This window comes from Desulfurobacterium sp., assembly GCF_027028515.1.
Lineage (GTDB): Bacteria > Aquificota > Aquificia > Desulfurobacteriales > Desulfurobacteriaceae > Desulfurobacterium_A.
Genome location: NZ_JALVIW010000021.1, coordinates 1 through 22,092, shown reverse-complemented (window position 1 = coordinate 22,092; position 22,092 = coordinate 1). Strand labels below are relative to the sequence as shown.

At 39.1% G+C, this 22,092-nt stretch carries 23 protein-coding genes; 8 read left to right on the top strand and 15 right to left on the bottom strand.

Annotation, left to right across the window (positions count from 1 at the left end; genetic code table 11):
- The 9 genes from MV676_RS02120 to MV676_RS02080 form a co-directional block, all read right to left on the bottom strand.
- Positions 1-1,398 carry a cytochrome c3 family protein gene (locus MV676_RS02120; RefSeq protein ID WP_297444847.1) on the bottom strand — a complete coding sequence of 466 codons (1,398 nt, stop codon included), beginning with the start codon at positions 1,396-1,398 and terminating at the stop codon, positions 1-3.
- Between the two features lie 15 nt (positions 1,399-1,413).
- The gene (locus MV676_RS02115) at positions 1,414-2,604 is read right to left on the bottom strand and encodes a hypothetical protein (RefSeq protein WP_297444845.1); all 1,191 of its coding nucleotides are present in this window, start codon (positions 2,602-2,604) and stop codon (positions 1,414-1,416) included.
- On the bottom strand, positions 2,555-3,439 hold the full coding sequence (locus tag MV676_RS02110; protein ID WP_297444843.1) for a hypothetical protein: 885 nt from the start codon (positions 3,437-3,439) through the stop codon (positions 2,555-2,557). The genes MV676_RS02115 and MV676_RS02110 overlap by 50 nt, the downstream gene beginning before the upstream one ends.
- A gap of 18 nt (positions 3,440-3,457) precedes the next feature.
- Positions 3,458-4,054, bottom strand: a complete 597-nt coding sequence (locus MV676_RS02105; RefSeq protein WP_297444841.1) for a cytochrome c3 family protein — start codon at positions 4,052-4,054, stop codon at positions 3,458-3,460.
- A complete protein-coding gene (locus MV676_RS02100) occupies positions 4,051-5,766 on the bottom strand; it encodes a peptidylprolyl isomerase (RefSeq protein ID WP_297444839.1) in 1,716 nt (571 codons plus the stop codon). Before MV676_RS02100 ends, MV676_RS02105 begins: the two co-directional genes overlap by 4 nt.
- The gene (locus MV676_RS02095; RefSeq protein WP_297444837.1) at positions 5,751-6,353 is read right to left on the bottom strand and encodes a hypothetical protein; all 603 of its coding nucleotides are present in this window, start codon (positions 6,351-6,353) and stop codon (positions 5,751-5,753) included. Before MV676_RS02095 ends, MV676_RS02100 begins: the two co-directional genes overlap by 16 nt.
- Positions 6,340-7,758, bottom strand: coding sequence for a hypothetical protein (locus tag MV676_RS02090; protein ID WP_297444835.1), 1,419 nt, complete (start codon positions 7,756-7,758; stop codon positions 6,340-6,342). Before MV676_RS02090 ends, MV676_RS02095 begins: the two co-directional genes overlap by 14 nt.
- Positions 7,755-8,339: a hypothetical protein gene (locus MV676_RS02085; RefSeq protein ID WP_297444833.1), complete on the bottom strand. Its 585-nt coding sequence runs from the start codon at positions 8,337-8,339 to the stop codon at positions 7,755-7,757. Before MV676_RS02085 ends, MV676_RS02090 begins: the two co-directional genes overlap by 4 nt.
- A 122-nt stretch (positions 8,340-8,461) precedes the next feature.
- The gene (locus MV676_RS02080; protein ID WP_297444832.1) at positions 8,462-9,817 is read right to left on the bottom strand and encodes a GGDEF domain-containing protein; all 1,356 of its coding nucleotides are present in this window, start codon (positions 9,815-9,817) and stop codon (positions 8,462-8,464) included.
- Between the two features lie 23 nt (positions 9,818-9,840).
- On the opposite strand from MV676_RS02080, the gene MV676_RS02075 reads away from it, so the two are divergent.
- A complete protein-coding gene (locus tag MV676_RS02075) occupies positions 9,841-10,047 on the top strand; it encodes a hypothetical protein (protein WP_297444830.1) in 207 nt (68 codons plus the stop codon).
- Here the strand turns inward: MV676_RS02075 and flgM are convergent.
- The 4 genes from flgM to MV676_RS02055 form a co-directional block, all read right to left on the bottom strand.
- The gene (gene flgM, locus MV676_RS02070; protein ID WP_297444828.1) at positions 10,019-10,312 is read right to left on the bottom strand and encodes a flagellar biosynthesis anti-sigma factor FlgM; all 294 of its coding nucleotides are present in this window, start codon (positions 10,310-10,312) and stop codon (positions 10,019-10,021) included. The two genes, MV676_RS02075 and flgM, sit on opposite strands and share 29 nt — an antisense overlap.
- Positions 10,313-10,423: 111 nt before the next feature.
- Positions 10,424-10,825 (bottom strand): secondary thiamine-phosphate synthase enzyme YjbQ, encoded by a 402-nt coding sequence (locus MV676_RS02065; protein WP_297444826.1) that lies wholly within the window; start codon positions 10,823-10,825, stop codon positions 10,424-10,426.
- The gene (gene panC, locus MV676_RS02060) at positions 10,822-11,676 is read right to left on the bottom strand and encodes a pantoate--beta-alanine ligase (protein ID WP_297444824.1); all 855 of its coding nucleotides are present in this window, start codon (positions 11,674-11,676) and stop codon (positions 10,822-10,824) included. Before panC ends, MV676_RS02065 begins: the two co-directional genes overlap by 4 nt.
- The gene (locus MV676_RS02055) at positions 11,654-12,475 is read right to left on the bottom strand and encodes a YihY/virulence factor BrkB family protein (protein ID WP_297444822.1); all 822 of its coding nucleotides are present in this window, start codon (positions 12,473-12,475) and stop codon (positions 11,654-11,656) included. Before MV676_RS02055 ends, panC begins: the two co-directional genes overlap by 23 nt.
- 131 nt (positions 12,476-12,606) lie before the next feature.
- On the opposite strand from MV676_RS02055, the gene MV676_RS02050 reads away from it, so the two are divergent.
- The 4 genes from MV676_RS02050 to MV676_RS02035 all read left to right on the top strand — a co-directional run bounded on the left by MV676_RS02050 (position 12,607) and on the right by MV676_RS02035 (position 16,664).
- The gene (locus MV676_RS02050; RefSeq protein WP_297444820.1) at positions 12,607-14,106 is read left to right on the top strand and encodes a multiheme c-type cytochrome; all 1,500 of its coding nucleotides are present in this window, start codon (positions 12,607-12,609) and stop codon (positions 14,104-14,106) included.
- A gap of 65 nt (positions 14,107-14,171) precedes the next feature.
- A complete protein-coding gene (locus tag MV676_RS02045) occupies positions 14,172-14,564 on the top strand; it encodes a rhodanese-like domain-containing protein (protein ID WP_297444818.1) in 393 nt (130 codons plus the stop codon).
- Positions 14,565-14,578: 14 nt separating this feature from the next.
- Positions 14,579-16,033 carry a leucyl aminopeptidase gene (locus MV676_RS02040; protein WP_297444816.1) on the top strand — a complete coding sequence of 485 codons (1,455 nt, stop codon included), beginning with the start codon at positions 14,579-14,581 and terminating at the stop codon, positions 16,031-16,033.
- Positions 16,034-16,040: 7 nt separating this feature from the next.
- Positions 16,041-16,664, top strand: coding sequence for a class I SAM-dependent methyltransferase (locus MV676_RS02035; protein WP_297444814.1), 624 nt, complete (start codon positions 16,041-16,043; stop codon positions 16,662-16,664).
- Here the strand turns inward: MV676_RS02035 and MV676_RS02030 are convergent.
- Both MV676_RS02030 and MV676_RS02025 read right to left on the bottom strand, forming a co-directional pair.
- A complete protein-coding gene (locus MV676_RS02030) occupies positions 16,645-17,652 on the bottom strand; it encodes a KamA family radical SAM protein (RefSeq protein WP_297444813.1) in 1,008 nt (335 codons plus the stop codon). The genes MV676_RS02035 and MV676_RS02030 overlap by 20 nt on opposite strands.
- The gene (locus MV676_RS02025) at positions 17,652-18,386 is read right to left on the bottom strand and encodes a hypothetical protein (RefSeq protein ID WP_022847167.1); all 735 of its coding nucleotides are present in this window, start codon (positions 18,384-18,386) and stop codon (positions 17,652-17,654) included. Before MV676_RS02025 ends, MV676_RS02030 begins: the two co-directional genes overlap by 1 nt.
- A gap of 170 nt (positions 18,387-18,556) precedes the next feature.
- Between MV676_RS02025 and hemL the strand changes: the two genes are divergently transcribed.
- The 3 genes from hemL to MV676_RS02010 all read left to right on the top strand — a co-directional run.
- Positions 18,557-19,858: a glutamate-1-semialdehyde 2,1-aminomutase gene (hemL, locus tag MV676_RS02020; protein WP_297444810.1), complete on the top strand. Its 1,302-nt coding sequence runs from the start codon at positions 18,557-18,559 to the stop codon at positions 19,856-19,858.
- Between the two features lie 111 nt (positions 19,859-19,969).
- Positions 19,970-21,523: a glutamine-hydrolyzing GMP synthase gene (guaA, locus tag MV676_RS02015; RefSeq protein ID WP_297444809.1), complete on the top strand. Its 1,554-nt coding sequence runs from the start codon at positions 19,970-19,972 to the stop codon at positions 21,521-21,523.
- Positions 21,524-21,525: 2 nt separating this feature from the next.
- On the top strand, positions 21,526-22,092 hold a 567-nt coding region (locus MV676_RS02010; protein WP_297444807.1), incomplete at its 3' end, for a quinolinate synthase NadA.

The window sequence follows — 22,092 nt, the reverse complement described above, 5'->3', positions numbered from 1 at the left end:
TTAAAATGTTCTTCTTCCAGTGTAATAACTCGGGTTAATCGTCAGCAGAATACTGTCATCGCCGCCGTGGAAGTGGCAGTACTGACAGTCTTCACCAGTCCAGCCGAAAGTTCCGTGACATCCTATGCATCTTGTTGGATTTTTATAAGGTGCATCTGGATTTACATGATGTATCACATACCATGTCTGAGATATAGAACCCCCATATACTTGATGGCAGTTTACACATAGCTTCCAGATATCGTTTGGTGATGAAATGGTCGTATTGTAACCCAATGTGGACGCAAGTCCGTCAACAAGCTCTTTTCCGTTCACTTCTTCTCTTATTAAGTAGAGATTCTTTGAACCGTGAGCCTCGTGACAGTCCATACATGAAAGAACAAATCCCGCTCCGTTTGCATTAACAGGAAGGGATGTATCGTTGTAAGGTGCCTGAAGTGAAGCGGTATTTGGGTCTGCCAGTGTGGTATTGGAATCCGCCACCCTGAATCCGTGCTTATCTCCGTTTGCAGAGAACCAGTCAATTTTATAGAGATTGCCGCCCGTTGTAACGGTTCCCGTATTAGGGTCAAAGTGCTGAATAGTGGTGCTGTAAATGATATTAGTTGTATTGTGGCAGTCTGTGCAGAAGCTTATGTAATCGGGCATCTTGGCAGCCTGCTGGGCAGGGGTCCCTGCAGTGCCGTCGGGCTCAAACGTAACTGTTGAACCGTAGTAGTAGGGCGGCTGGTACATGTCCGTCAAAGCTGCCAGAGTTTCATTGGCATCATCACCCCAGAGATGGCTGTGGTCGGAGGGTTTTGAGAGGGGTGTATAATAAGGATTATCAACATGCCTCCTGTTGGCCCTGACTATGTGAGGGTTGTGGCAGGCATCACACGGATTTGATTGGGGTTTAAAAAAAGATGAAAAAGGCAGGGTGGTACTGCCCGCATTTCCCGTTGCAAACTGGTAAATATCGTAGAGATTATGGTAGGAAGCCTGATTAAACATCTGGAAAATACCGGTTACATTTGATGCGTTGTAACCTCCAAATGTATAACTAAAATTGTGGTTATCTATTCCGCCATTTTGCAGTGAACCGTCTGTGGTGGTGGAGTGGCAGTAGAAGCAGTAATCGTCAGACAGCACGTAAGGATTAGTGGTTTTGGCCGTATTGAAGTTTGGAGCAAAGAGTGCAAATGGTGACGGAGCTCCATTGACCGGTGCAGGCTCTGCACCGTTCTGGCTTGCGTGCATTTCGTGGCAGTTGTCACAGTTTCCGACAGAGTATCCGGGCATGGACGTTCTGCTGACGCCGTATGTTGTGTTGCCGTGGGCGGACAGCAGATAATTGCCGGCATAGGCAGTGCTGCTACCTGCCAAAAGCAATACTGCAGTTAAAATTGCTGCCCTCATTCTTCCCTCACAAATTCAGTCTTTTTGTGTATGACATATAGTGCACCCGTTTAATTTACCGTTTGACGGCCAGTTTCTAAAGTCCCACCTTAGGATATCTGCATACGGTGTTCCGTGTGCTCTGTGGCATGATATACAGGTTACAATTGCAGTTCCCGGAGGGTCACCAGGTTTTACATCCACTACAGAAAGAACACCCTTTGTAAGGTCATCAGATGCAACGGGTGCAATAACGCTGTAAGGTGCTGCTGTTGAGTTGGTGGCACCGTTGTAGTACTGATATTCACTTCCTGAAGCATCCGTCATATCAAAGTCCGTTGGATGACGGAGCCACGGCGAAACGCCGTAATCACTTGAGGAAATTTGCCCGCTTCCTGAGTGGTAATATCCGTGACATTCAGCACATAAATAAGATATTGTATGTTTGTCTGCCGTTGAAGCTGTTAAAGGTGTTGTACTGTCTCTCACCTGACCGTAATATTGATTGTGATTTGTCGCCGTTGGATGGTATTCATAATTTGCGCTTTCTATTCCATATATTCCAAGTAAAAACCTGTAGCTGTTGCCGACCGTTGTTGCATTTGTAAGTGGAGTTACTCCGTCATTTCCTTTATTCCCGTGGTGGGCTCCGTATATTCCTTTGTAGTCGTCATCACCCGGTCTGTGGTGTCCGTGGCATCCGTAAAGGCCTGCACATGTTACTTGCTGACCTGCCGGCCATGTACCGTTGCCTACAATTTCCCCAGCAGCGTTTGCAAATGTTCCGTCAAATCCCGGCGGCGCTGACAGTATGTCATCGGGATTTCCAAGCTCTGCTACATTGTGTCCGCATTCATCAGCAGCGGTATTAGGCACACTAGTTCCATAGACCATCCAGTAAAAGTTTCCGCCGGCAAGTGTATTTGTATCCGGTTCTGTTCCAGTAGCATTATATATAGGTGGTGTTTGAGAAAATATATATGGGGTTTTATTTGTCCCATCATTTATTCCGGTATGGCATGCTATACAGCTTTTATTCAACAGATAAGGATAAGTGCCATTACTATTTACAACAGTGCCATTTTGAGAATTATGCATCGTATGGCACTTGTAACATGGACCTGACACTGCAAAAGCAGCACTTCCACATACTAAGGTTACCACTACTATTAATAAGTTACTTTTTAGATTTAGGACTTTGCCTGTCAAAGACTTCAACCCTTCCATTTCCCTCTTCCGCAATCCATAGATTTCCATACTTATCAAAATTTATGTAGGATGGATAGTAAAGATTGCCTATCTTTTCACCTTTTCTTAAAATTATATCTAATAATGAGCCCTTTGGGCTATATATCTTAATATTTCCAGCATCTTTATCACATATATATATATAACCATCTTTGTCTACGTCTATAGATACGGGAAGAAAAAGCTTGTGGTTTTTGTCTTCAAGCTTTATGGTTTTTCTTTTTCCTGTTTTAAGGTCAAATTCCACTACAGTTTTTGATATGGGTTTAAGGCAGACCATTCTATTTTTTCGGATTTTAAAATCTATAAATCCATCATCTTTGCCGTGAGTAAAAACTTCTTTTACGTTAAATTGATTGTCGAATTTGTATATATCGCCTGTCAGCCTATCAAGAATATAGATGTATCCTTTATGAATAAAGATTTTATCAGGAATCATTCTCATCCGTATTTTTTCAATCTTTCGAGTCTTTAAATTGATGATATCAATCTCCTGGTTGCCGCGGTTAATTACTATAATCTTCTCTTTCGAAAATTTCGCCATAGCCACAGGTTTATTTAACACTCCTCTAGCAAAAAAAGCAGGTTTAGGAATTCCTCTTTTAACAGAATATGAAAAAAGCTTTCCGGTCCCGTCAACGATGTATGCCCAGCCTCCGTTTTGCGAAAACGATACAAAAAGAGGACGTCTCATAAAAGTTTCCCTTTTGTCTTTCTTTAGTGTCATGTACCAAGTATAGTTAAAAGACCTGGCAAAAACTGCCTTGGGCAACGCAAATGTAAATAGACTCAATATGGTTAATAAAATATTCATAAATTTCCTCCTCATACTTTACTTATATCTTTTCGGTGAATGACATTGGTAACAAAGCGCCTCTTCGCCGTCCTTTTTGAGTAAATATTTGTAATCTGTTCCCATAGTGTAGTGGCATGTAATACATGTGATTGGCTGCCCATTTCTTGGGTCTAAATGTTTATCACCCTGAGGATGAATGCAATATCCTTTACTGTTTTTGGCATGGCACCTTAAACATACCATTATTCCATTACCTTTCAGCATTGCTATATTATCACTTTGATGTGGATCATGGCACAGCACACAATTTTTTATGTTTTTATGATGATATAAATGCGTAGATATTTTTTCATATATATACTGGTGACATTTGATACAAACGAGCTCACCGTTAATTTTTTCTACATCTTTACGGGAAGGATTTTTAGAAGTGTGACAGTATGAACATGAACCTTTGCCATTACCGAAACTGTGAATATGTATAAACTTAAAGTTAACTTCTCCCGGCTTTTCTTTAAGTGTGAAGGTGTCCTTACCGTTTTTGCCTGTTACATGTTTAAAATGCACCGGTGCACCCTGAACGCTATTTCCATATAAAACTAAAAAAATAAAGAGCAAAAATCTTTTTTTCATCCTACACGCTCCACACCTTTATAATATGCAATCCCGCTGATTATGACAAGAGAAAACAAAAATAAATAGAAGGCATAAGTTCCATTGTACTGCTCCTGTTTCTTATGGCTATTTACAATGGAATTCCAGACATCCCAGTTCACTTTTACTGCTTTTCCCTTAGATAGTAAATTTATGTAAAGCTGCTTTATATATTCCTGCTTAATTGCTTTAAATTTATCTTCAAATAGTTTCCTTTCGATTTCTTTTTTTACTTCTGAGATGGGTTTATAACGATTTTTTTGAACTTGCAGCACCTCCACCATGAAATATGTATTCTTTATTCTAAACGGTTTTGAAACTTCACCTATTTTGAGTTTATCTATGACCTTCTTAGACTCTGGAAGGAGGTGTGAATAGGGAATCTCAACTACATTATCGTATCCCATAATTTCCTTAGTTAAGTCTTTAAAATTTTTTCCGGCTTGCAGTTCTTTATACAGTTTCTTTGCCAGTCTTACATCGCTGGTCTGCAAGAATCTTATTTTAATTTTGTCAGGAAGGCGGTATTCGGACTTATGCCTAATGTAATAATCTTTAATTTCAGATTCTGAAATTTTGACCTTTGGTTTCAGCACACGATTTTCAAGTTCTTTTATTATTCTGTTTTGGCAATAGAATTCGAACATAGATTTTAAAGGTTCCCTCCTTTCATAATGTCTGTTTAGAGCTTCCAATCCCACGAGTGTTTGATTAATAATGGAATCAACCACTCTCTTTTTAGCAATTTGTAAATTGACTTTTCCAAATCGAGAATGTTTTTCCCATTCAATTTCCTGCTTAAGGAACTTCATAAATCCTCCTACAGTTAATGCATAGTTGCCGACTTTTAAAAGTATTTCTTTTTTAAGTTTAGCAGGAATATTATTGGGATTTATTTTTCTGAGGAGCTTTTGGTTTACCCACACAGGATATTTCTTTCTCAATTGCTTTAAGAGTTGCTCTGTTGCTTCTGCTTCTTTTATCTTGATTAATTTCTCTTTTGCACTTTTAAGCACTTCATTGATATTGTTTTCTTTGTCTGTTTTGTCAGAAACCACTATTATTAGCCACATTTTCCCATCCTTGACAGGACCAATAGCTTCCCCTTTCCTTGCTTTTAAAATCAATTCCTTTTGAGCTGTGTTATTTATCTCAAATGGCCGCATCCAATCGGTTTTTCTCTCAAAGTGCATTTTATTTTTAATCCCAAGAACCTTTGCGAGTTTCTCGCCTGTTATTCCCTTTTCTATGAGTTTTTTCGCTTTAGCTGCTTCCTCTTTTGTCTGAAAAAAGTAGATATCGAGCTTAAACTTTGGTATGTAGTTTTTTTTGTAATAATTCATCACCTCTTTATCTGATACCTTTTTAGCAGGTGCAAGGGTGTCTCCCTCAAGTAAAAGAAGGGAGCGGACTTTGACAAACTGCCTTATCTTTTTTTGATAGCTTGGAAGTTTATACAGCCCAAGTTCCGTTCCGTTTTCAAATAGGAGCATCCAGTCTATAAACGGTGTGGGATTTTCAGGAAACTTTGAACCGTCAACCTTCCAGTTTTCCCACCAATTCTGGAAATCTTTAACTGTGTATGTTTTATTACCTATTTTTACCAGCCATTCGTTTTGAGGTATTTTAGAAAAGGCTGCGGAGCTGATTGATAGTAGCATAATAACAGCAAGTATTACTCTTCTAAACATTTTATGCCGGCCTCCTGAAGATTTTTCATTAGTTCATCGGAGCTTACAAATATAAGTTTTGTTATACTTTTCACCACGCCAAACTCTAAAACTTTTCTAAAGTCGTCCCCCCGATGAACGACGTAGGCAGAAAATACTCTCCTACCCGTTCTGGTGCTTATCCCCTCTATCCATATCCTTACCTCAGGATACCGGCTTCCTCCCCCGTAGGGTTTGTATGTCATTACTTTTCCTGTTATAGCTAATCCAACGCCAAGGTTGTTTCTCAAAAAGTCAAGAAATGCCTGAGGAATGCTCTGATATGGAAAGAAATGCCTCCCTACCATCAGGTTTTTAACATCCTGAGGGAGAACAACATCTATGCCATTTGAAACAAAAGCAGAGTAAAAGATTAATGCAACCTTTTCACCTGCATTTTCATCTTTTACTTCGTTCTTAAAGGGCAGTATAGCAACTTTACAGGGACTTATTTTTTCTTTTCTAAAAATTCTGACATAACCTGAATCGGATTCTTTCACCGGAACAGTTGAACAGGATGACAGCAACCCTATTATCAACATAAAAACTACTGCCTTAAAATTCCTCAACCCAACCTCTCTGCTCTTCCATTTCTCTGTAGGATTTTACCTTCAACTCATAATCCTTTTCAAGTTTATTTCCGATTTCATCCTGCATAAACAGACGTACCTTAAGCTTATTATAATCACTGTCAAATATTACTTCTGCTGGAAGTTTTTTGATTTTAGTTTCACCTAAAGGATATCCTTTAGGTGAAAATACTACAATTCTAATTTCCTTAAATTTATCCGGGATCTTTATCGATTTAATCATTATGACAGTTTTACCTTTTTGTGTCTTGTAGATAGTTATCTTAGGTGCCGGTATGTTGTGGAAATAATAGAATTTTTTCTCAAGGAAAGCTGTGTTGCCAGCAACATCTGTAACTTTTAACGATATCTTATAAATTCCTTCGTGAGCTAGAGCTTTTACTGGATTCCATGTTATTGCAATAACAGGTGCTCCGTTTCCAAACCTCTTAAATACTATATTTCCTTTAAAATCAGAAATAGTTAAACCCCATCTCATTATGCTGTCCGGTTTTTTTAGTCCTGCCATTAACAAAAGCTTGCCATTTGCAAAATATATATTACCAATTTTCTTTAACCCTTTTATTGTAAGATAAATCTTTGGAGGTACATTATCCACGGTAAGTTCGTCAAGCATCAGCTTTTTACCATTTTCATAGAGAAAGACTGGATACCTTCCATTGCCGAGATTGGGAACAAAAACTCCCGTGTAAGCACCGTCAGTCCTCCTCAAAGTAACAGCTTTACCATCTATATAAATAATTATAGAAGCAGTTTTAGGTTTCCCTACAGGTTCTAGAAGTAGATTTACTTCATCTCCGTCCCTAACGTACCTTGGAAACATTGAAAAATGTTTCACCTGAAATCCTGAAGGGAGAATTTCTTTACCTAATTTTTCTCCAGGAAACGAGTTTACCACCTCATTCACTATGCGGTCTTCCATCTGTTCGATGGAGAGATTGTTCCCTAAGTTGAGAAAGTGCTCTTCAGGTTGGTAGTAAAACACTTTACTCCAATATGTTTTTCCATCAGGAACGGATGTAGCAAATAAAACGATTCCAAACAGGTGTTTTTTCCCATCAGCTTCTATTTTTGCACCCCATAACATTGTAGAACCTTTAAGTTTATAAGATAAAGCAATTTTTGCCGTCCCTGCTAATCCTGTTGCATATATTTTTTCTGCGGATAAAGCAGAATACAGTTTATTCCCTGATACAACAAGGTTCCCCTTTCTTTTAAAAGCCTGAGCTATTTTATCTGTGAGTTTCAAATCTATTCCCGGCGGATCCACCGTAAGATCTCTAATAGGAAAAATTACTATCTGCCCTGATGAACTGTTCATAAAGATCCCTAAAATGAATATTAGTGTGCATACAAGAACTTTTACCGTGTTCCTTGAAGTCATTTTTTGCCCTTAAGTTCCTGAGGGTTAAAAGTTTCTAAAAGTTCATAGCAAAATTTTTGAAGAGCGATTATAGGATCAACGGTTTTTAGACCTAACAGTCGGCCAAGTGTGCTGTAGTAACTTTTTACACCTGAAGCCTGCCAGATAACGTTTCCGTTCGTATCAAGAATTTTTATAGTTAAGGCTACCACGGGATAGCTGTAAGTACCTCTTCTCTCTAATTTGTATTCATCCACAGAACCTTGGACGAACCCATTGACTTTCAAAACTTCTGCAAGAACCCTAAGATCATTAACATCAAAGTAGAAACCTCCAGGTACACCAAGTCTCTTTATCTCCCTATCGACTTCTCCCTTTGGAACTACATCAATACCCTTTTCAAGCAGTGCAGTTATGACAAAATCCCTAGCTCTTCCTCCAGCAAATTTATCTAATGATAAATTCATAAAAGGTAAAACAGCCACTCTTTTTATTCGCTTTATGCTTTTGGGTTTTAAAAAGTAACTTATGTTCCCCTGGGTTGTTGCAACACATCCACATAAAAATATAGGGAGAATAAAAACCATTAGCAGCTTCTTCATAACTGCCTCCCGGTAGATAATTGTTAAGCACCTTTAGCAATTTTACTACTTTGAAAAGCATAATTAAATATACCACAAGTTAGTGAAAAGAGGTAAATGAAATATTAATAAATTTAAGATATTTAATTGTTTTCATTCATCTTCGGTGAGTAACAAATTACCCGATTTTTACCAAGTTTTTTCGCTTTATACAGTGCTTCATCTGCCTTTTTTATAAATTCTTTATAATTGTTTCTCGCATTTTCTGTAAGTTCTTCTGGAGGAATAGGATACCATCCTATACTTACAGTTACTTTTATTAATTTTCCTTCAAATTCAAATCTGTGTTTTTCTATACTTTCTCTAATTCTCTCAAATACTTTTTCACCGTCATATTTGTCAGTGTTGAACAAAACCATCAAAATTTCTTCACCTCCATAGCGCAGTACCAAATCTATGTCCCTTACATGGTGTTTTACGATTGACGATAATGTTCTAAGTACATAGTCTCCAGCAAGGTGACCATATGTATCGTTTATCTTTTTAAAATCATCTATATCCATCATCCCTACTGCCAATGGCTTGTTTTCTCGTTCTGCTAAAGATATTAATTCTTGAAATCTTCTCATACCGAATCTCCTGTTATAGAGCTTTGTAAGCGGGTCCAAGTAGGATTCTTCCTGTAATCTTTTATAGTTTCTTGCATTTGTAAGTCCAAGAGACATTAAATCTCTTATTTTTCTTAAGAATTTTAGTTCAAACCCCGAAAATTTTGTGGTTTTGGCAAGTATGAGAATGGCTTTTACATCTATTGAAGTTAAAGGAACTATCAAAAGCTCTCTCACGTTTGTTTTGTCTAAAAGCTCAATTTCTACATCGGAAACATTTATTAGCTTTAAATCTTTAAAGCTGAAGCATGCTTCTATGAAATCCGTTATTTGGCATTCTTTAAAGTTGAAACATGCTATTCTTGTTGTTACACCTTCAGAATCTTTCATATAAGCTGCCATAGCAACTATTCCAAACTTTTCCAGTAGAAAGTTATAAAAAGATTCTGCTAGAACTTCAGGAGTTGCTAAAGTTGCAAACAACTTTCCAACCTCTCTCTGATAGTTATCTAAGATTTCACTCATATAAAGATTTTCTATGAAATGATTTATTTCTTTAGATACCTCGTATATGAAATCGTCTTCTTGAGCTTCTATTTTTAGCTGTTTTATTTCCTCAAGGGAATGGGCTTTTGAACCTTCCAGCACTCTTCTTATTCTGCGAAAAATGTCCGTTACATTGTCAAAGTATTCTTTTAAATTTCCCCTGACTATTACATAATATATAAACCAGCCTAATATAAAGTTGGATATGAGAGAAGTGGCAAATTCAAGGGGATCTATAGGATGGCCCTGGAGGAAAAATCGATGTATTACTATTGGAGCAGCAATTCCGGAAATCACGGACATTATTGCTATATCTCTTATAAGTTTTTTCTTGATGTTAACCACATTAACCCCCGGAGGAATCATAGATGAAAAATACCGAGCTCAATTATACACAAAAAAGTTTCGGTAATGTTGTAAAAGCCGTTGCTGGTGAGATAGGCATTTCAGAAAAGGAAGTATTTGAAGCTATACACAAAGTGAAAAAGCCAATCCCTTCAAAAGTGGAAGGATTGGCTTCCATAGTCGTTTTTCATGTTTTAAATGCTATAGACCAAGAAATTCCTTTAAAATAGACTCAGAAATTTTATGTATATCAACTGGATAATTTCCAGAATTGATAGCTTCTTTTATCTCCTGAACACGAATAGTATCTACACTCTGAAGCTGGACTTGCTCTTTGACTGCTTTTTCAATCTCTGTACTTTCATTTACAGATACGGCGTTAGGTTCCTGCAATACCGTTTCGTCTGCTTGCCCGTTCCTTGTACGTTTCCTTATCTGCTTCTTGAGGTGCTGTGCCTCAACACCTGCTATATTCTGAAAACCTTCTATTTTCATGGTACTTCTCCCTACCTTCCGATTACCTCATACACCTTCATCTTACATTATCGGATGAATTTAACCAAATTTTACACTTTCTTTATAACAAATCAAACTTGAGAAATGTTCCTATTCAGATATAACTTTAACAAACACTCTCCTCTGCCTTGGTCCGTCAAATTCACAGAAGTAGATAGCCTGCCACTGTCCTAAAAGGAGCCTTCCGTTTTTTACAATTACAGTGGTGTTGCAACCCATCAGAGAAGATTTGATGTGGGCGGCAGAGTTACCCTCTATGTGTTCAAAGTAGGACTCTTTCCATGGAACATGCTTTTCGAGATATGTAATAATATCTTTTCTAACGGATGGGTCAGCATTTTCATTTATAGTAACGCCTGCAGTTGTATGAGGTACATAGACTACACATATGCCATTTTCAACACCGCTTCTTGATACAATACCTTGAACTTCTCTTGTAATATCAATGAATTGAGAACGCCTTGCTGTTTTAAGAGCGATGTCGTAAATCATATCTCCTCCCCAACAACCCAGTTGTCTATAAGTCGTGTATCACCAACAAAGACTGCAAGAGCAATCAGGTTACTCTCTTTTATAAATTCTACATCTTTGAAGTTGTCCTGGTCAACAATTTCAATATAATCTATTTTTTTTACATTAGGATGGGAAAGAATAAATTTTTCCATCTGTTGCTTTATTCTGGAAGCTCTCCTTTCCCCTTTTTCAATAAGTCCCTTAGCAAGCTTCAAAGCGTTGTAAAGTGAAAGTGCGGATTTTCTTTCCTCCGGTGATAGATAGATGTTTCTTGAACTCATTGCAAGACCATCGTTTTCTCTGACAATAGGACATCCCACAACTTCAACGTCCATATTCAGGTCTTTTACCATCTGTTTTATTACTTTATATTGCTGGAAATCTTTCTTTCCGAAGTAGGCTCTATCGGGTTTTACTATGTTAAAAAGTTTTGTAACAATCGTGGTAACTCCCCTAAAGTGTCCTGGTCTCCTGGCACCGCACAGAACCTCTGTTATTTCGCTCACCTCAACATACGTCCTATAAGGTTCAGGATAAAGCTCTTCAACAGCTGGAAGGAAAAGTATATCTACACCTTCCCTTTCAGCCAATTTGGAGTCTCTCTTTTCATCCCTTGGATATTTTTCAAAATCTTCATTGGGTCCAAACTGAGTGGGATTAACGAAGATGCTCATTACAACAATATCGTTCTCTTTTCTTGCCCTTCTTACGAGACTTAAATGCCCTTCATGAAGATATCCCATCGTTGGAACAAATCCGATACTTTTACCCGCTCTTTTAAAAGCTTCTGCAATACCTTTCATTTCTTTAACAGTTCTTACTTTCTTCATACTCATCCTCTGCAATCATTTTCGCCTTCAGTATTCCTGCTCCTATGAGCACCATTATTGCCGAGTAGTATATCCATAATAAAAATATAATAACTGCCGCAAAAGAACCAAAGAGCAGGTCAATTTTTGAAACATTTTCTATGAAATAGAGGAAAAGTCTTTCAAATATTGTCAGCATCGTAAATACGAAGACGGAAACTTTTAAAACAATTTTCCAGTGGAACTTTACAGGTAGTAGAAAGTAGTATAGGCAGAACAGAATTAAAAACATTACAGTTAAAGCACCGACAGATGAAAGCAGGGAAACCATGAAGTTTAAAGGAAAGACAACGGCAAAGAGAAGTTTCAATGTATAAAAGGCAAACATAAGTATCCATAGAACGAATATAAAAAGGATAACAAGAAGGTTTCTTCCTATGTAGCCTGCCGGGTTGCACTTTCCAAGTATATATGTAAATGAACGTTCGACAGCCAGAAAAACACCTCTTGCAAACCAGAGCATTATAGGTATTGCCGTCCCACTCAGTATGCCTGTAGTGGTAATTATGTGTTGAATCCTTTCAAAGAGCGGTTTTAACGGTGAGTTTAAAAGCTCCTTGGGAACAAGTGAAAGGACATTGATATCAAAAACAATGATTTCTATAAAGAAAAATGTTATGAAAAGAGGAATGATGGAAACGAGGGTAAAGTAGGCTATTGCTGCCGCGCAGAACATGTAATCGCTCTCAAAAGCATCACATACGGCAAACAGGACGAAATTTATAAATCTTTTTTTCTTCAGAAGCTTTTTACATATCATAGGATAAATGATACTAAATATTGCATTTGAGGTTAATCGGTAATTGTAGAGTTCTTTTACTCCCCCTGTGACAAAACTTACAGAAAAGTATATCATTTAGAATGATAATTAATTGCAGTTTTGGAGGAAATATGAGAAAAGAGCTGGGATTTTTGATTGCAGCTTTTATTCTAACGGGTTGCCAGCAGTCTATGAACAGTGGTACTGTTAAGGTTTCTGAAAAAAAACCGAGAATAAGTAACGCAACGCAGAAATGTCTTGGCTGTCACAGGATAGTAACGCCGGGTATTGTTGCACAGTGGGAGAAGAGCCGGCACGCCCATATAACCATGGCTGAGGCCATGAAAAAAGGAAAGCTCGAAAGACTCGTTTCGGCAACTTCTGTACCTGATGAGTTTAAGAATGTTGTTGTCGGCTGTGCAGAATGTCACACTCAGAATCCATCTTCTCACGCTGATACATTTGAACACAATGGTTTTAAGGTTCACGTTGTTGTTACGCCAAATGACTGTGCTTTATGTCATCCTGTTGAAGTAAAAGAGTATTCTCAAAGTCTTAAGGCGAATGCCTATGCTAACCTGATGAAGAATCCCGTTTACCATGAACTTGCGGCAACCGTTGTTGCAGAGAAAAAGTATGTCCATGGGAAATTTATTATTGAAAAGGCAAGAGAAAAAGATTTTAAAACCTCCTGTTTAAAGTGCCATGGAACGGTTGTTAAAGTTGAAGGATTTACTGAAAAAGACACACCGTTTGGAAAAATGAGGTTCCCTGTTCTGGAGGGCTGGCCCAATCATGGTGTGGGAAGGATAAATCCTGACGGTTCAAAAGGTTCCTGCACACCGTGCCACACTCGCCACACCTTCTCAATAGAAATGGCACGAAAGGCTGAAACCTGCGGTGAGTGTCACAAAGGTCCGGATGTTCCTGCGTACAAGGTTTACATGGCAAGTAAGCACGGTGCCATTTACAAATCCATGGAGCACAGGTGGAATTTTAATGACCCTTCGTGGGTTGTTGGTAAAGACTTCTCGGCTCCAACCTGTGCGGCGTGCCACATGAGCAGGCCTATAGATAAAAACGGTAACATAATAGTTGAAAGAACTCACAGGATATTTGACAGGCTTCCATACAGGCTCTTTGGTATCTTTGCTACACCTCACATTAAGTACTCTGAAACTTATAAAGCTAAAAATGCTGCCGGATTGCCTCTCCCTTACAACCTTAACGGAACGCCTGTCAAATCTTCTGTCATTTCAAAAGAGGAAATGAATTCAAGAATGAACAACATGAAAAAGGTATGCCTTGCGTGTCATGCCCAGACGCTTGTTGATAATCACTTTGAGGAGCTTAAAGAAATCATAGATTACACAAATAATGCAGAGGTTTCTGCTACAAACCTTTTGGTTGATGTGTGGAAGAGAGGTATTGAGAAAGGTTTACCTCAGGGCAGCAATCCGTTTGATGAACCGATAGAACAGAGATGGGTTGAATCCTGGCTGTTCTATGCAGATTCTATAAGGTACGGAGCCGCCATGGCCGGCCAGGACTATGTTACGTTTGCAAACGGCAAGTGGTATCTTGGAAAGACGTTAAAAACCATGGAAATGCTGAAAAACTTAAAAAAATAACCTTAACGGGGGCTTTGCTTTGCCCCTTCTGATATAATCTCTTAAAACGGTTTTGGAGGACTTTGTTGAAAAGGATACCTTTTCTTCTTTTTATTCTAATTTTTCCTTTCTTTCTCTTATCCTGTAGTGGTAAAAGCAACGTTAAAGAAATTTCTCCAGAAGAGACATTAAAACTTATTGAAAGAGGTGTTGTAGTAATAGATGTCAGGACGCCTGAAGAGTTTGTTACCGGTCACATTCGGGGTGCTAAAAATATAGACTTTATGTCTCGTGACTTTTTCAAAAAGATAAAAAAGCTTGATAAAGATACACCTTATATAATTTGCTCAAGGGACGGAAGAACCGGAAAAGTTGCTGCAAAAGTAATGGAGTCTGAGGGTTTTAAAAAGCTATATAATATGGATGGTGGAATTATTGGCTGGGCAGAAAAGAACTATCCGGTCATTAAAGGACATTAATCAGGGAGGCAGGAATGGAACTTGTATATTCAGTTAGAAAACCGGCTGTTAAGAAAGACGAAGCGTTTATCGTAGGTTGCTACGAAAATGGCAAGTTTGACGCTGCCGTTTCAGAGCTACTTGAGAAAGAGGGAATTAACAGGGAAGTTTTAAAGACTTTCAGTTTTAAGGGAAAGATCGGTGATGTTGCGGCTGTTCCTGGCAGTAAAGGTCATCTGTTCATCTTTACAGGACTTGGAAAGAAAAGTGAATTAAACAGGGAAGCGGTGAGAAAGGCTATTGGAGTGGCTATAAAAGAGGCAAAGACCAAAAAGGTAAAGAGAGTTGCAGCTGTTATGTTTGATTTTGGCAAAAAAAGTGACGGTTTTGCCGCCGCATTTGCAGAGGGTATTCTGCTTTCAGCTTACTCTTTTGAAAAATATAAGTCAGAGAAGAAAGAGATAGAAGCGGTAACTGTCTACGGTGCAAAAGAGCTTAAAGAAGAATTTAGTTACGGTAAAGTTCTTGCTGAAGCTGCAAACTTTACAAGGGACATCGTTAATGAACCTGGCAACGTCGTTACACCTGAAACCCTTGCAGAAATAGCAAAAGATCTTGCTTCAGAGTACGGTTTTAAGTGTAAGATTTTTAAAGAAAAAGATCTTGAAAAGAAAAAAATGATAGGAATTCTTACAGTTGGCAAGGGAAGTAAAAATCCTCCAAGGTTTATTCATCTTACATACAAGCCGGAAAATCCTGTTAAAAAGTTTGTTCTTGTTGGGAAGGGTGTAACTTTTGACAGTGGTGGTCTTAACATAAAACCTGAACAGTTCATGAAGAAGATGAAAATGGATAAGGCCGGTGCCTGTGCCGTTTTGGGCATTATGAAGGCGGTTGGGGAGTTAAAGCCCGATGTAGAGGTTCACGCCCTTATACCTGCTGTTGAGAATATGCCCGACGGAAAAGCTTACAGGCCTGACGATATACTTGTTTACAAAAACGGCAAATCTGTTGAAATACACAGTACCGATGCTGAAGGAAGGCTTATTCTTGCAGATGCCCTGATATACGGTAGTGACCTTAATCCTGATATTATGGTTGATATGGCGACGCTTACAGGTGCATGTGTTGTTGCACTTGGACATTACACTTCAGGGCTTTTTACAGCTGATGATAGGTTTGCACAGACTCTTCTTTCACTTTCTCAGGAATCTGGTGAGAAGATGTGGCGTCTTCCTCTTGATGAAGACCTTGAAGAGGAAATTAAAGGAACACAGAGCGACATTCAGAACGTTGGAAAATCAAGGTACGGTGGTGCCATTACGGCTGCTCTTTTCCTTAAAAACTTTGTCGGTGAAAACGTTAAAACATGGGCTCACATAGATATTGCAGGTCCTGCTTTTGTTGAGAAGGACTGGAAGTATTACGGCTACGGTGCTACCGGTCAGCCTGTAAGGACTCTTGCGGAGCTTATCAAGGATTTAAAATAAGGTTGCTATGGCAAAAACTGAAAGTTTTGACCGCTTTTATAGAGAGTATGAGAATTGGTTTGAAAGGAACCGTGATATTTATGAGGCCGAGTTAGAGCTTATCAGGTCTTTACTTCCTCAAGGGAAAGGTATTGAAATAGGGGTCGGCACCGGCAGGTTTGCCGCCCCCCTTGGTATAAAGATTGGTATTGAGCCGTCTGATGCCATGGCTGAAGTTGCCAGGCAGCGGGGAATAGATGTTTTGAAAGGTGTTGCCGAATCGCTTCCTGTTCCTAACGAATCCTATGACTTTGTTTTAATGGTTACTACTGTTTGTTTTGTTGATGATGTGCTTAAGTCTTTTAAAGAGGCCTTCAGAATCTTAAAAAAGGGCGGTGTTTTTATCGTTGGATTTGTTGATAAGAACTCACCTTTGGGAAAACGTTATCAAGAGAAAAAGGATAAGAGCCGCTTCTATAAAGAAGCCACATTCTACTCAACAGAAGAAATAGTCGACTTTCTAAAGAAGGCAGGCTTTTCTGAAATTTCTGTTAAGCAGACGCTTATAGAGAAGGACGGTAAAATGTTGCCTGTTATAAAGGACGGCAGCGGTGAAGGTGGATTTGTTGCCGTCAGGGCAGTAAAATGCTGACATCCTCTACCTTAAACAGGTATCCTTTTTCATCTCTCTTATACTCCGCACCTTCGGGAAAGAGAATTATCTTTCCCCTGTAGGTATCAACGGCGTAGTAGGGAAGTGCAAGAGGTGAAAGTTTCTTTTTTAGGTTTTTCATTATTTCGAGTCCCTTTTCAACGGATGTGGCAAAGTGGAAGACGCCGTTTACGGGGTCGCATCTAAAAAGGTAGTATGGTCTTACCTTTATTCTCTGAAGTGTTGAAAATAGCTTGTAGAGTGTTTCTTCACTATCGTTTATGCCTTTTAACAGCACCGTTTGATTGTTAACGGGAATGCCTGCCTTTAAAAGTTTTTTTACGGCTTCTTTTGAGCTTTTTGTTACTTCGGCAGGATGGTTAAAGTGGGTGTTAAGCCAGACCTTTTCGCCTCTTTCAAGAATTTTTATCTTTTTCTCTGTCAGCAGGTTTGGGGCAACAACTGGCAGGCGGCTTCCAATTCTCACTATGTCAACAGTTTCTATCTCTTTTAGTTTTAAAATCAGGTACTCAAGGATTTCATCAGGAATTGTAAGCGGTTCGCCACCAGAGATAAGGACGTCTCTAACTTTAGTTGTTTTAATGTACTTTGTTATTTCGTCAATCTGTTCTTTTGTTATGACGAACGATTGCTTTTTCCAGTTTCTTTTCCTCATGCAGAATCTGCAGAGGACGGGACAGTAGTTTGTCGCAACGATTAAAACTCTGTCGGGATACTTATGCGTAAGTCCGGAAACGGGTGATTGGATTTCCTCTTTAAGCGGGTCGTCAGGTAGAAAATCTTTTAGCTCTTCAGCCGTGGGAAAAACGGTCTTTTTTATAGGGTCATTCGGGTTATTTCTGTTTGCAAGGGATGCGTAGTATTCTGTACATCTAACAGGAAAAGTGTCGATTACCTTTTTTGCTCCTTCTATCTCTTTTTCTGTAAGGTTGAAGTATTGTTTAAAGTCATTAAGGGTGGAGAGCATCAGTCAAGACTCCACCCTGAAGCGTCAAGTTCTTTGTAGATGTCGTCTCTCTGTCCAAATCGGTGAAACTTTATCGTGTCCCTGTCAAGTTTTGTATATATAGCCCTGAATTCACCGTACGGAGAGGTTACTCTAATTCTGTAGATGTCTTGTTTGTCCCTTTTAAGGAGTTTTGAAGTTGTCTCGCACCTTGATAGAGCTGACATAAAGCTTTCAAATAGAAACGGTCTGCAGGCCACCTCTTTTGCGATATCTTTTCTGAACCGTTTTGAGAAGAGCACTTTCAGTCCGTTTTTCACAGTTATATTGGTGGCTATGCTGTTAAGCGCAACTTCAATAAAGAGTTCAACTCTTGATTTTGGCAGTTCACTTGATTCGTAAGATTTTATCTTCTTATCTTTTTCTGCTATTTCTGATTTAAGGCATGCAATTTCTTCTTTTAGTGATTCCACCTGCTGTTTGTACTTCTCCACTATGTTCTGGTCATATTTGAAACGCGAAAGTTCTTGATTTTCTTTCTCCAATTCTTCAATTTTTCTGGTAAGCTGAGAAATTTCTGCGTAAAGCTGCCTTATCTTTGCATCTTTTCCCTTGAGTTTCTCGTTTAAATTCCTTATCTTTTTGTTTAAGTCAACCTTTTTCTGCGGTTTTGAAATCTTTTGCTGCGTGTTTCTTTTCGGATTTTCTGCTACTGAAAGAAAATATTCTTCTATATCTCTAAAGCCTTTTTCCATGGCACCTCTCCTTCTAAGGTGAATTGTGATTCGTTGGCAGTTTAAGAACACGATAATTAATTTAGGGTGAAAAGGGTTTTTAGTAAAGTGGATTGACCGCACCACAGGTTGTCTGCTAATTCTTTTACTTGTGGTAAACTTTTGCTGAATTTACCCTTCAGGAGGAAGAGATGGGCGTTGAGAAATCAATGAGACTTTTTGAAGAGGCAAAAAGGTACATTCCCGGCGGTGTTAACAGTCCTGTTAGGGCTTTTAAATCTGTTGGTGACGTGCCAAGGTTTATTGAAAGGGCAAAGGGTTCTCACATTTGGGATGTTGATGGGAATGAGTACATAGATTACGTCTGTTCCTGGGGCCCTATGATTTTGGGCCACGCTCACGATGAAGTTATTGCTGCGATAAAAGAGCAGGCTGAAAATGGAACAAGTTACGGTGCACCGACAGAGCTTGAAGTTAAGCTTGCGAAGATGATTGTTGAAATGGTGCCTTCAGTGGAAAAGGTAAGAATGGTTAACTCTGGAACGGAAGCCACCATGTCTGCTATAAGGCTTGCGAGGGGCTATACAAAGAGGGATAAGGTTGTTAAGTTTGAAGGCTGTTATCACGGTCATGTTGATTCCCTTTTGGTGAAAGCAGGTTCAGGTCTTGCTACCTTTGGCGTGCCAACAAGTCCGGGTATTCCAGAAGACTTTGCAAAGCATACAATTACAGTGCCTTACAACAACATTGACGCACTTAAAAAGGTTATAGATGAAGCTGGTGAAAACATAGCCTGTGTTATTATGGAACCTGTCATGGCAAATGCGGGACTTATTCTTCCTGAAGATGGTTTTCTTGAGAAGGTTAGAGAGATAACCGCTGAAAGAGGTATACTTCTTATATTTGATGAAGTTATTACCGGTTTCCGCCTTGCACCGGGAGGTGCTCAAGAGTATTTCGGAATCACACCTGATCTTTCCTGTTTTGGAAAGATTATAGGTGGCGGTCTTCCTGTGGGTGCTTTTGGAGGAAAGGCAGAGATAATGGATTACCTTGCACCTGAAGGTCCTGTGTATCAGGCTGGAACGCTTTCCGGAAATCCTCTTGCAATGGTTGCAGGTATAAAGACACTTGAAATTTTAAAGAGACCTGGCGTTTACGAAGCTTTGAGAGAAAAGGGTAAAAAGCTTGCAGAGGGTATAAAGGCGGCTGCTGAAAAGGCCGGCGTTGCAGATAAACTTTGCTTTAAGAATCTTGAATCTATTTCCTGCGTCTTCTTTACCAGTGAAACAGTTAAGGATTACGCTTCTGCTGCTACGTCAAATACGGAAGCTTACGCTGCCTACTTTAGAGAGATGCTTAAAAGGGGCGTTTACCTTGCACCTTCGCAGTTTGAAGTTGCTTTTGTTTCGACAGCTCATACTGATAAAGATATTGAAAGAACAATTTCTGCAGCAGAGGAAGCCTTCTCATCTGTTAAAGATTTACTCTAATTTCAATTGAGGCGGGGATTCCCGCCTTTCTTTCTCCTTTCGTTGCGATAAAAATAAGGTAGTATAATTTTCCTGTTAAATTTCTAAATTCCCGTACTTAGAGGTTAAGAGATGGTAAAAGATATTCATGAAAGCAAGATTCTCATCCTTGATTTTGGTTCTCAGTACACTCAGCTCATTGCAAGGCGTTTGAGAGAAAAACACATTTACTGTGAGATACATCCTTTCAATACGCCGGTTGAAAAGATAAGGAAGTTTGTACCGAAGGGAATAATCCTTTCAGGTGGTCCTGCAAGCGTTTATGCTGATGATTCGCCAAAGGTTGGAATGGAAATTTTTGAACTTGGCGTTCCTGTTTTGGGTATTTGCTACGGAATGCAGCTTATAACGTACCTATTTGGTGGAGAAGTTGTCAGAGCTGAAAGGCACGAATACGGAAGAGCTGAGCTTTCTGTTCTTGATAATGAAGATCTTTTTAAAGGACTTCCCGAAAAGTTTACAGTTTGGATGAGTCATGGTGACAGGGTTTTAAGAATTCCAGAAGGTTTTGAGCCGATAGCAGAAACAGAGAACGCACCTTACGCAGCCATAAGAAACAAAGAGAAGAATATATACGGTGTCCAGTTTCACCCAGAGGTTAAGCATACACAATTTGGCGACAAAATCCTTGAAAACTTTGCGGTGGAAATATGCGGTTGTGAGCCTTCATGGACAATGGAGAATTTTATTGAGTATGAGATAGATAAAATCAGGAAAACTGTTGGAAATAAAAATGTGATTTGCGCTCTTTCAGGCGGTGTAGACTCTTCCGTTGTCGCTGCACTTTTACATAAAGCCATTGGCGACCAACTTTATCCGATATTCGTTGATACGGGGCTTTTAAGAAAAGGAGAAAAAGAAAGCGTAGAGAAGACGTTTAAAGAGAAGTTTCACATGAAAAACTTTAGAACTGTTGATGCTTCTTCTCTCTTCCTTGAAAGGTTAAAAGGTGTTGTAGATCCTGAGAAGAAGAGAAAGATAATAGGTCACACTTTCATAGAAGTTTTTGAAAAGGCGGCGAAAGAGATATCAGATGCGGAATTTTTGGCACAGGGAACACTGTATCCCGATGTTATAGAGAGTGTTTCCGTAAAAGGTCCTTCTGCAACGATTAAATCTCACCACAACGTTGGTGGTCTTCCTGAAAGATTGAACTTTAAGCTTATAGAACCTTTAAGGGAGCTTTTTAAAGACGAGGTTAGAGAACTTGGCAAAGAACTTGGACTTCCTGATGGGATCATTAAGAGGCAGCCTTTCCCTGGTCCTGGTCTTGCGATAAGGATTATTGATGAAGTTAAACCTGAATATCTTGAGATTTTGAGAGAAGCTGATGCCATTGTGCTTGAGGAGATAAAGAAAGCGGGGTTTTACGACAAAATCTGGCAGTCCTTTGCTGTCTTTTTACCTGTAAAGAGCGTCGGTGTCATGGGTGACGTGAGGACTTACGATTACGTCATCGCTATAAGGGCTGTTGAAAGTACTGATGGGATGACTGCTGATTGGGTAAAGCTTCCATACGAGCTTCTTGAGAGAATTTCTAACAGAATCATAAATGAGGTTCAGGGCATTAACCGCGTTGTCTATGACATTACATCAAAACCACCTGGCACGATAGAGTGGGAGTAAAGATGGAAATTTTGAAAGAGATAGAGAAGCTGAAGAAAGAGAAAAATGCGGTTATTCTTGCACATTATTATCAGGATGGGATGATTCAGGATATTGCTGATTTTGTCGGTGATTCCCTTGAGCTTGCGAGAAAAGCTGTTGAAATAGAAGCTGAAACAGTTTTAATGTGCGGTGTCTATTTTATGGCTGAAACGGTTAAGATTCTTAATCCGGAAAAGAAGGTTTTAATTCCCTATCCTAAAGCCGGTTGTCTAATGGCAGATATGGTTATAGAAGATGAGTTAAAAGCTTTTAAAGAGGAGAATCCCGATTACACGATTGTTACCTATGTTAACAGTTCAGCCGCCGTTAAGGCACTTTCTGACATCTGCTGCACGTCAGCTAACGCTGTAAAGGTGGTTTCATCTGTTGAAGATGAAAAGGTTCTTTTTGTTCCGGATAAAAACCTTGGTAGCTATGTCGCCGAGCAGGTGAAGGACAAGGAGATAAAACTCTGGAACGGTTACTGTCCGGTTCATGAAAAACTTACTGCCCAATGGCTGGAACCTTTGAAGAAAAAATATCCGAAC